8 protein-coding genes and 1 pseudogene are annotated in these 6,233 nt (G+C 67.9%); 4 read left to right on the top strand and 5 right to left on the bottom strand.

The annotated features are described in order from the left end of the window. Positions 1 to 55 precede the first annotated feature (55 nt). Positions 56 to 772, top strand: a complete 717-nt coding sequence (locus ACIREI_RS19815; RefSeq protein WP_403334320.1) for an ANTAR domain-containing protein — start codon at positions 56 to 58, stop codon at positions 770 to 772. A gap of 52 nt (positions 773 to 824) precedes the next feature. Here ACIREI_RS19815 and ACIREI_RS19820 read toward each other — a convergent pair. The 5 genes and pseudogenes from ACIREI_RS19820 to ACIREI_RS19840 all read right to left on the bottom strand — a co-directional run. Then, positions 825 to 1,631: pseudogene (locus ACIREI_RS19820) on the bottom strand (SigB/SigF/SigG family RNA polymerase sigma factor); the annotation flags it as partial. 310 nt (positions 1,632 to 1,941) lie between these two features. Then, on the bottom strand, positions 1,942 to 2,301 hold the full coding sequence (locus ACIREI_RS19825; protein ID WP_403334322.1) for an ANTAR domain-containing protein: 360 nt from the start codon (positions 2,299 to 2,301) through the stop codon (positions 1,942 to 1,944). Positions 2,302 to 2,341: 40 nt separating this feature from the next. Next, positions 2,342 to 2,698 (bottom strand): PRC-barrel domain-containing protein, encoded by a 357-nt coding sequence (locus ACIREI_RS19830; protein WP_030950091.1) that lies wholly within the window; start codon positions 2,696 to 2,698, stop codon positions 2,342 to 2,344. 374 nt (positions 2,699 to 3,072) lie between these two features. After that, positions 3,073 to 3,351 carry a hypothetical protein gene (locus tag ACIREI_RS19835; RefSeq protein WP_217207314.1) on the bottom strand — a complete coding sequence of 93 codons (279 nt, stop codon included), beginning with the start codon at positions 3,349 to 3,351 and terminating at the stop codon, positions 3,073 to 3,075. An 869-nt stretch (positions 3,352 to 4,220) separates the two neighbouring features. Continuing rightward, a complete protein-coding gene (locus ACIREI_RS19840) occupies positions 4,221 to 5,054 on the bottom strand; it encodes a YhjD/YihY/BrkB family envelope integrity protein (RefSeq protein ID WP_403334325.1) in 834 nt (277 codons plus the stop codon). A 159-nt stretch (positions 5,055 to 5,213) separates the two neighbouring features. Between ACIREI_RS19840 and ACIREI_RS19845 the strand changes: the two genes are divergently transcribed. The 3 genes from ACIREI_RS19845 (at position 5,214) to ACIREI_RS19855 (ending at position 6,166) form a co-directional block, all read left to right on the top strand. Next, entirely contained in the window at positions 5,214 to 5,570 is a 357-nt protein-coding gene (locus tag ACIREI_RS19845) for a PRC-barrel domain-containing protein (protein WP_403334327.1), read from the top strand. Positions 5,571 to 5,608: 38 nt separating this feature from the next. Further along, complete coding sequence (locus tag ACIREI_RS19850) at positions 5,609 to 5,779, top strand: hypothetical protein (protein WP_403334329.1); 171 nt, start codon at positions 5,609 to 5,611, stop codon at positions 5,777 to 5,779. 219 nt (positions 5,780 to 5,998) lie between these two features. Then, on the top strand, positions 5,999 to 6,166 hold the full coding sequence (locus ACIREI_RS19855) for a hypothetical protein (RefSeq protein ID WP_403334331.1): 168 nt from the start codon (positions 5,999 to 6,001) through the stop codon (positions 6,164 to 6,166). Positions 6,167 to 6,233 lie beyond the last annotated feature (67 nt).

A 6,233-nucleotide genomic window follows, 5' to 3' on the forward strand; every position in this document is an offset into this window, starting at 1 on the left:
TGCCCTACTTCCCGTCCCCTCGGGCGGGGACTAGTCTCAATCGAGGGTGCCCACGATGGATCAACAGCTTCTGGCCAAGACCTTCGTCGAGCTGGCCGACAATCTGGTCGCCGACTTCGACCTCATCGATTTCCTGCGCCTGCTGACCGACCGCTGCGTCGGCATGCTCGACGTGAGCGCCGCCGGGGTACTGCTCGCCGACCGGGACGGCAAACTCCGCGTCATGGCCGCCTCCGACGAACAGGTGCGTCTGCTGGAGCTCTTCCAGCTGCAGAACGACGAAGGTCCCTGCCTCGAGTGCTTCCGCACCGGCGTACCGGTGATCGTCTCCGACCTCGGTACGGTGACCGCCCACTGGCCGCGCTTCGCGGTGGCGGCCCAGCGCAGCGGGTTCGGGGCGGTCCAGGCCCTGCCGATGCGTTTGCGGGACGAGGTCGTCGGCGCCCTGAACCTCTTCCGCATCACCCCCGGACCTTTCGACCCGGCCGCCACACCCGTCGCCCAGGCCCTGGCCGACGTCGCCACCATCAGCCTGCTGCAACAACGCACCGCTCAGCGCAGCACGGTGCTCAACGAACAACTGCAGACGGCGCTGAACAGCCGGGTACTGATCGAACAGGCCAAAGGGAAACTCGCCGAACGCCAGGGCATCGACATGGAGCAGGCGTTCACCGCACTGCGCGGTTACGCCCGCTCCCACAACCGGCGCCTGGCTGATGTGGCCCGCGCCCTCATCGACGGCTCCGAACCCCTCACCGGTCTGGGGTCCTGACCCACGCCCTTGCCGGGGCCCGCTCCGGCACCAGCCGTGCCCCCGAGCGTCGTCACACTGCCCTCCTGCGATCGTGGGCCTCGGCCATCACCTGGCCGCGCAGGCGCGCACAGGTGCGGATGATCAGCCGGGAGACGTGCATCTGCGAGAGACCGAGCTGCAGGACGATGCGGTCCTGCGTCATCTCGCAGAAGAACCGCATGTAGAGGATCTGTCGTTCGCGTTCTGGCAGGGCCCTCAGCAGCGGGCGGAGCGCTTCACGGTTGACGATCATGTCGAAGCCGGGCCCCGTGCCACCGAACGTGTCGGTCAGTGGGTCACTGTGCTCGGAGCGGCCGAGTACGGCGTCCAGGGACAGGGAGGTGAAGCTCTGCAGCACCTCTAGGCCCAGCCGCACCTCCGCCTCGGTGAGGCCGGTGTGCACGGCGATGTCGTGGACGGAGGGTTCGCGGCCGTAGAGCGAAGCGCACTCACGGCCGGCGGAGCGGACCTGGACACTCAACTCCTGTACACGCCGCGGTACGTGCACACCCCAGAGGTGGTCACGGAAGTGCCGTTTCACTTCGCCCAGGATCGTCGGTACGGCAAAGCTCGGGAAGGCGTTGCCAAGGCTCGGGTCGAAACGAGTCACCGCCTTGATCAGACCGAGTTGGGCGACCTGCTCGAGGTCTTCGAAGGACTCGCCGCGATGACGGAAACGCCGGGCGAGCCGTACGGCCATCGGCGCCCAGGCGCACACCACCTCCTGCCGCAGGGCGGTCCTCTCCGGGCCGTCCGGCAGGGCGGCGACACGGCGGAACGCGGCATCGGTGTCCGGGGCGTCGTCGTAGGGGTATGCGCTTCGTGGCCGCTGGGTGCGTGCATACGGGCATGGGCACGTGTCTCCTCATCGGTGGCGTCGCTCACCGTGGGAGCCGTCGGACCGCAGCGCACTGGGGAGCAGCGACAGCCGCTCCCACGGGCGTGCCTCCGGTCTGAAGCACATCGGACGAGTTCCCGGGTAGTCCGCTTTCACACAGGGCGTCAGGAACAGACGAAGAACCGCACGACCGGTGTTCGAGATCCAAGGGGCGGGCTACACACCACAGGTGTCCGACGGCCGTCCTGGACGAAGGCACCGGAGAGTTGAGTTCGCCGCTCCCGGTGCCGTCCGCCGGCCGCGTGCGCCGTCATCTCGGGTCCACCTCGTGGAGGCGCCTCAGCGCTCGGCGCAGCTCCCGCTGCATCGGTTCCGGGAGCGCCTCGTCCGTCGTCGTGGCGACCAGGGCGACGGCCACGTCCCGGCGCTTGATGTTGCAGTGCTGCGACACGTCCACCAGCAAGTCCCAGGCCCTGTCGCTGGAAAACGGGGCCAGGGCCATCACCATGCCGCGTGCCTGGTCGATCGTCGCACGGCTCGACAGCGCCCGGCCCAACTGCGCGTTCCTGGCTCGTAGTTCGACGACCTCGGCCAGCAGAGCCGCATCCCCCGCCGAGGGCACAGCCGTCAACAGCCGCTGTTCCTCACGGGGCGGGGTCACCTGGTGCATGGTCCGTACCTCACAGGGCAGTCATCCCATCCACAGGTCGTCAGCGGCGCGCCAGTTGCCGTTCGCCGGCCGCACCAGGCTTGTAGGGCAGTCCGTAGTGCTTGAAGACCGCTTCCTCCTGCTCGGCGGGCAGCACGTCGTCGGTGCCGATCGAAGGGGCCTGCTTCACCAGCGTTCTTACATAGCCGACCCTGAGATAGCCCGGCCCGACGATCGCGTCGTCGAGAGGGACGAAGACCAGACGGTGCCGGGTGGGCAGTCCGGTCCGTACCGTGGCCATGGCCGGCTCATCGGTGGTGGTGTCCACATAGACCGCCTCCAGGACACCGATCTTGTGCGACTCGGTGTCGACGACATCGCGGTTGCGCCATTCTCGGACGTCGGCTGCGTGAATCATGACCTCTCCCTACTTGGACGACTCGTCTCGCCGCGTACGCTGCATCCGCTGCGGGAGCGGCTTGCCCTCCCAGGCGGCGACCAGGTCCGCGGCCACCTCCGGAAGTTCGGCGTCGCACTGCCCAGCATGTCGTGGGCCGGGTCGATGACCGCACGGCCTGCCGGCGCCTGCCGCAGCTGGTCGTTCTCTGCGCGCAGTGCGGCGACATCCCGTCCCACAGGTGGGTTCCCCCACGTGGCCTCGACCCGCAGATCCCACCACTCCTCTTGGATCACGCTTGTGCGTTGCACGGCATACACCTCTCAACGATCAGAACGCGTCCGACCAGGCTGAAGCCATCCCCGGAACCTCAGGCTCCCGGGCCACTCCACGGATCACTTGCGGTTTTCGCGGTCCCGACGGTCCTCGCGCCGCCAACGTGCCCGGTGCTGACGGCTGTAGCGGCGGTCCCAGCGGTCCTGACGATCCCGACGCGCCTCGTAGTCCCGATAGTTCCCGAGATCGGAACCGTCGCCACGGATCCAGCCTCCCCCGCGTTCGCGGCCGTGCCGGGTGGCGCCGAAGACCAACACGGCCGCAGCAACCCACCAGATGGGGCTGATGAAGCCGAGGCCGAACAAGACCACGATGAGGATGAGGAGCAGCACGAACACGGTGGGCCTCCCCGGGAGCGGGACACAGCATCGATACCGGGGACTGGGGCCTCACCTCACAGCGTAGTCCTGCCGAACGGTTGCGGATACCGTGCGACGTCAGCGCGTCGTGTGCGGCATGAATGGCTGCTTGACACCTGTCCGGGACCTGCGGCGAGGGCTGGCGTGCGACATGCCGCCCCTGCCCCCGGCAGCGTCGCACCGTCGGCACGCTTCCCAGAGGGCGAATCCTGCGCATCGGTGCCGGAACCCGCCACGTCACGAGCGAGGCCGTTCCCGTGCGCGCCCATCGTCACGCGATCCCGGTCGCATCCCGATGCGCCCCGGGCAGGCACCATCTGCTGCCCGCCCGTGTCACACGCATCCCACACCAGGCTGTACACATGTACGCACTGATCCTTCCCATTTCGACCCAGAGCGCCTCAAGCGGCATGGCTCCCTGACGGAACAGCCGCTGTCGCCCGCGGTCCGAGAGCGCTACGTGACGCAATGGGCCGCCATCCAGGAGTAGTTCGTCGCATCACCGCAGCACCGAGGAAATGCGGGAGGCCAGGGTCTCGAAGCCCAAAGCCTCTTCGAGACCCTGGTCGCCGAACAGCCGGCCGCCCCCGTCCAGGCCCACCCGCCGTCCCCGACGACAAGGCCACGCGCTGTCGGCGCTGACCCGACGCCACACGAAGGAAAACGGCCCGTGATGACGTACGGTCCCGCAACATGTGCTGTGCCTCATGCTGTCGCCGCGCAGACCACACGACCTCTCACTGGCTCGACGAGGTGGTGTGCGGCGGCACGATTGCTAGTGCTCCGAGCGGCAGCCCCACGATGACGAACTCGCGGCCCAGGCGAAATGACGGTCGCAGGGCCGCATCTCACCTGCGCCGGTTCACTACGTGGGCCAAGCGTGGGAGTTCCTCGTGCAGCAGTCGGCCGACCAGGGCACCGCCGAAGACGACGACACCCACGCCGACCAGCCAGGACTGGACGACCAGGACGGTTCCGACGGGGCCGTAGCTGACGGCGTTGGATGCGATCAACGGCGAGAAGACGAGCCTGGAGAAGACCCTCAGGCCGACCAGCCCGATCACGGTGGCCACGGCGCCGGGCAACAGGGCACGCCAGCGGATCCTCCCGCCGAGCAGCACGCGCTGGGACCACCACAGGAACAGCACGGCGCTCAGCGAGGCCACGGCCCCGCCTGCCAGTGGTTCGCGGCGCAGCGCGGTGGTGGCGGAGACGAAAAGGTATCCGGTGAGGACACCCAGCCACACCACATGCCGCCATCTGGCCCACCAGCGGGCCGGCGGCAGGTCCCAGACCTTCTCGTAGCCGGTCTGCACCGCCGCCCCGAAGGTCAGGCCGAACACGGCAAGGGCGGCGATACCGAACACGGTCGTGGTCCGCAGGGCCTGGCCGGGCCGGATGAACAACTGCTCGACCTGCCGTCTGGAGGCCCTCGACACGCCAAGCCCCTCCCCCAGCCACTGCGCGAACCCCCGCCCGTGCTCGGGATCGGCGGAAGAGACGATGATCAGGAGTGGCACCAGCGTGAGCAACCCCAGCGCCGCAAAGCCCAGCGAACGCGACCACAGCTCAATACCCCTGCTCCGCCGCCATCCGCGCCCGACTGGCGAACGGCTGATCACGCGGCGCAGCCGCCCGAACCAAGACGAAGGGTCCGCGGTACCAGAAGGCTTCATCGGCATGCCTGTCGACTACCACGGGCTATACCGTCACCGCGTGACGGCGCGACGCAGAAGTTCCCGGATAACCTGGAAGAACAGAGGACCACCGGGCTCAGCGGGCAGAGACTTCCGCAAGGGGCGGCTCGCACCGTCCCTGATCAACGGCTCAGGAGGCAGGCCATGATCCATGCAGCCGACATCCGCGAGTGGCGCAACCGCAGCGTCGTCGACCCCAAGGGCCACAAGATCGGCGTACTCGAAGCGGTCTACGTCGACACCACCACCGACGAACCGGCCATGGCCACCGTCCGCACCGGGCTCCCCACCCGCCACCACCTGGCCTTCGTACCCCTCGACGAGGCGACCCTCGGACCGGACTACGTCAAGGTCTCCTACACCAAGACGCTGGTGAAGGAGGCGCCCTCGGTCGGCATGGACGACATCCTGCCCGCCGAGTCGGAGGAAGCGATCTTCCAGCATTACGACATGCCCTACCAGACGGGCGCAGGCGGCGAGCGGCAACTCGCGCGCCGCTGATCGCCCGCGCTCAACCACCCATGGGAGGCGTACGCGTCATGGCCCTCTTGCTCTTTCTCGTTCTGGTCGCCCTCGTGCTGGGAATCATCGGAGTGGCCGCAGAAGGGTTGGGCTTCTTGTTGATCATCGGCATCGTGGTACTTGTGGCCGCGCTGGGCCTCATCGCCGTCCGCTGGTCCCAGCGCACGGGTCACCACCCCCTCCGATAACGAACGACACCCTGTACTCAAAGCGCGCCACATCGAGATGGAAACACCGGCCAGGGGCCTAACCCACCCCAGCGAGTCAGGGCCGCGACTCCAGGGGCTCCTTCCAAAACGCGAGGAGGAAGAGAGTCTGGGCCGGGCACCCCCGGGCGGAAGCCCTGCAAAGATGTCGTCGGCAGCCACTGGCGGGCGTGCAGGGGCAGGCTGCCTGGTGCGGTCATCGTGCTGATCTCTTTCGAGGCTTCGACACACTGGCACGGCACAGATGCAGCCAGACACTGGAACGGCCCGATCTCCTTCCACGAGGACGGCACCGTCATGGCCCTGAGCATCCTGCCGATCCGCGAAAAGCGCCCACTCTGGGTCACGTCCGCCGAAGTGGTGTATTGACGGCCACTCGGTGATCTCGTTTTGAGGCTATGCGGTGAGTTCGGTGGGCAGGGTGGTCTCGTCGGTT

This window comes from Streptomyces sp. NPDC093591 (assembly GCF_044764885.1).
In the GTDB taxonomy this organism is placed as follows: Bacteria; Actinomycetota; Actinomycetes; order Streptomycetales; family Streptomycetaceae; genus Streptomyces.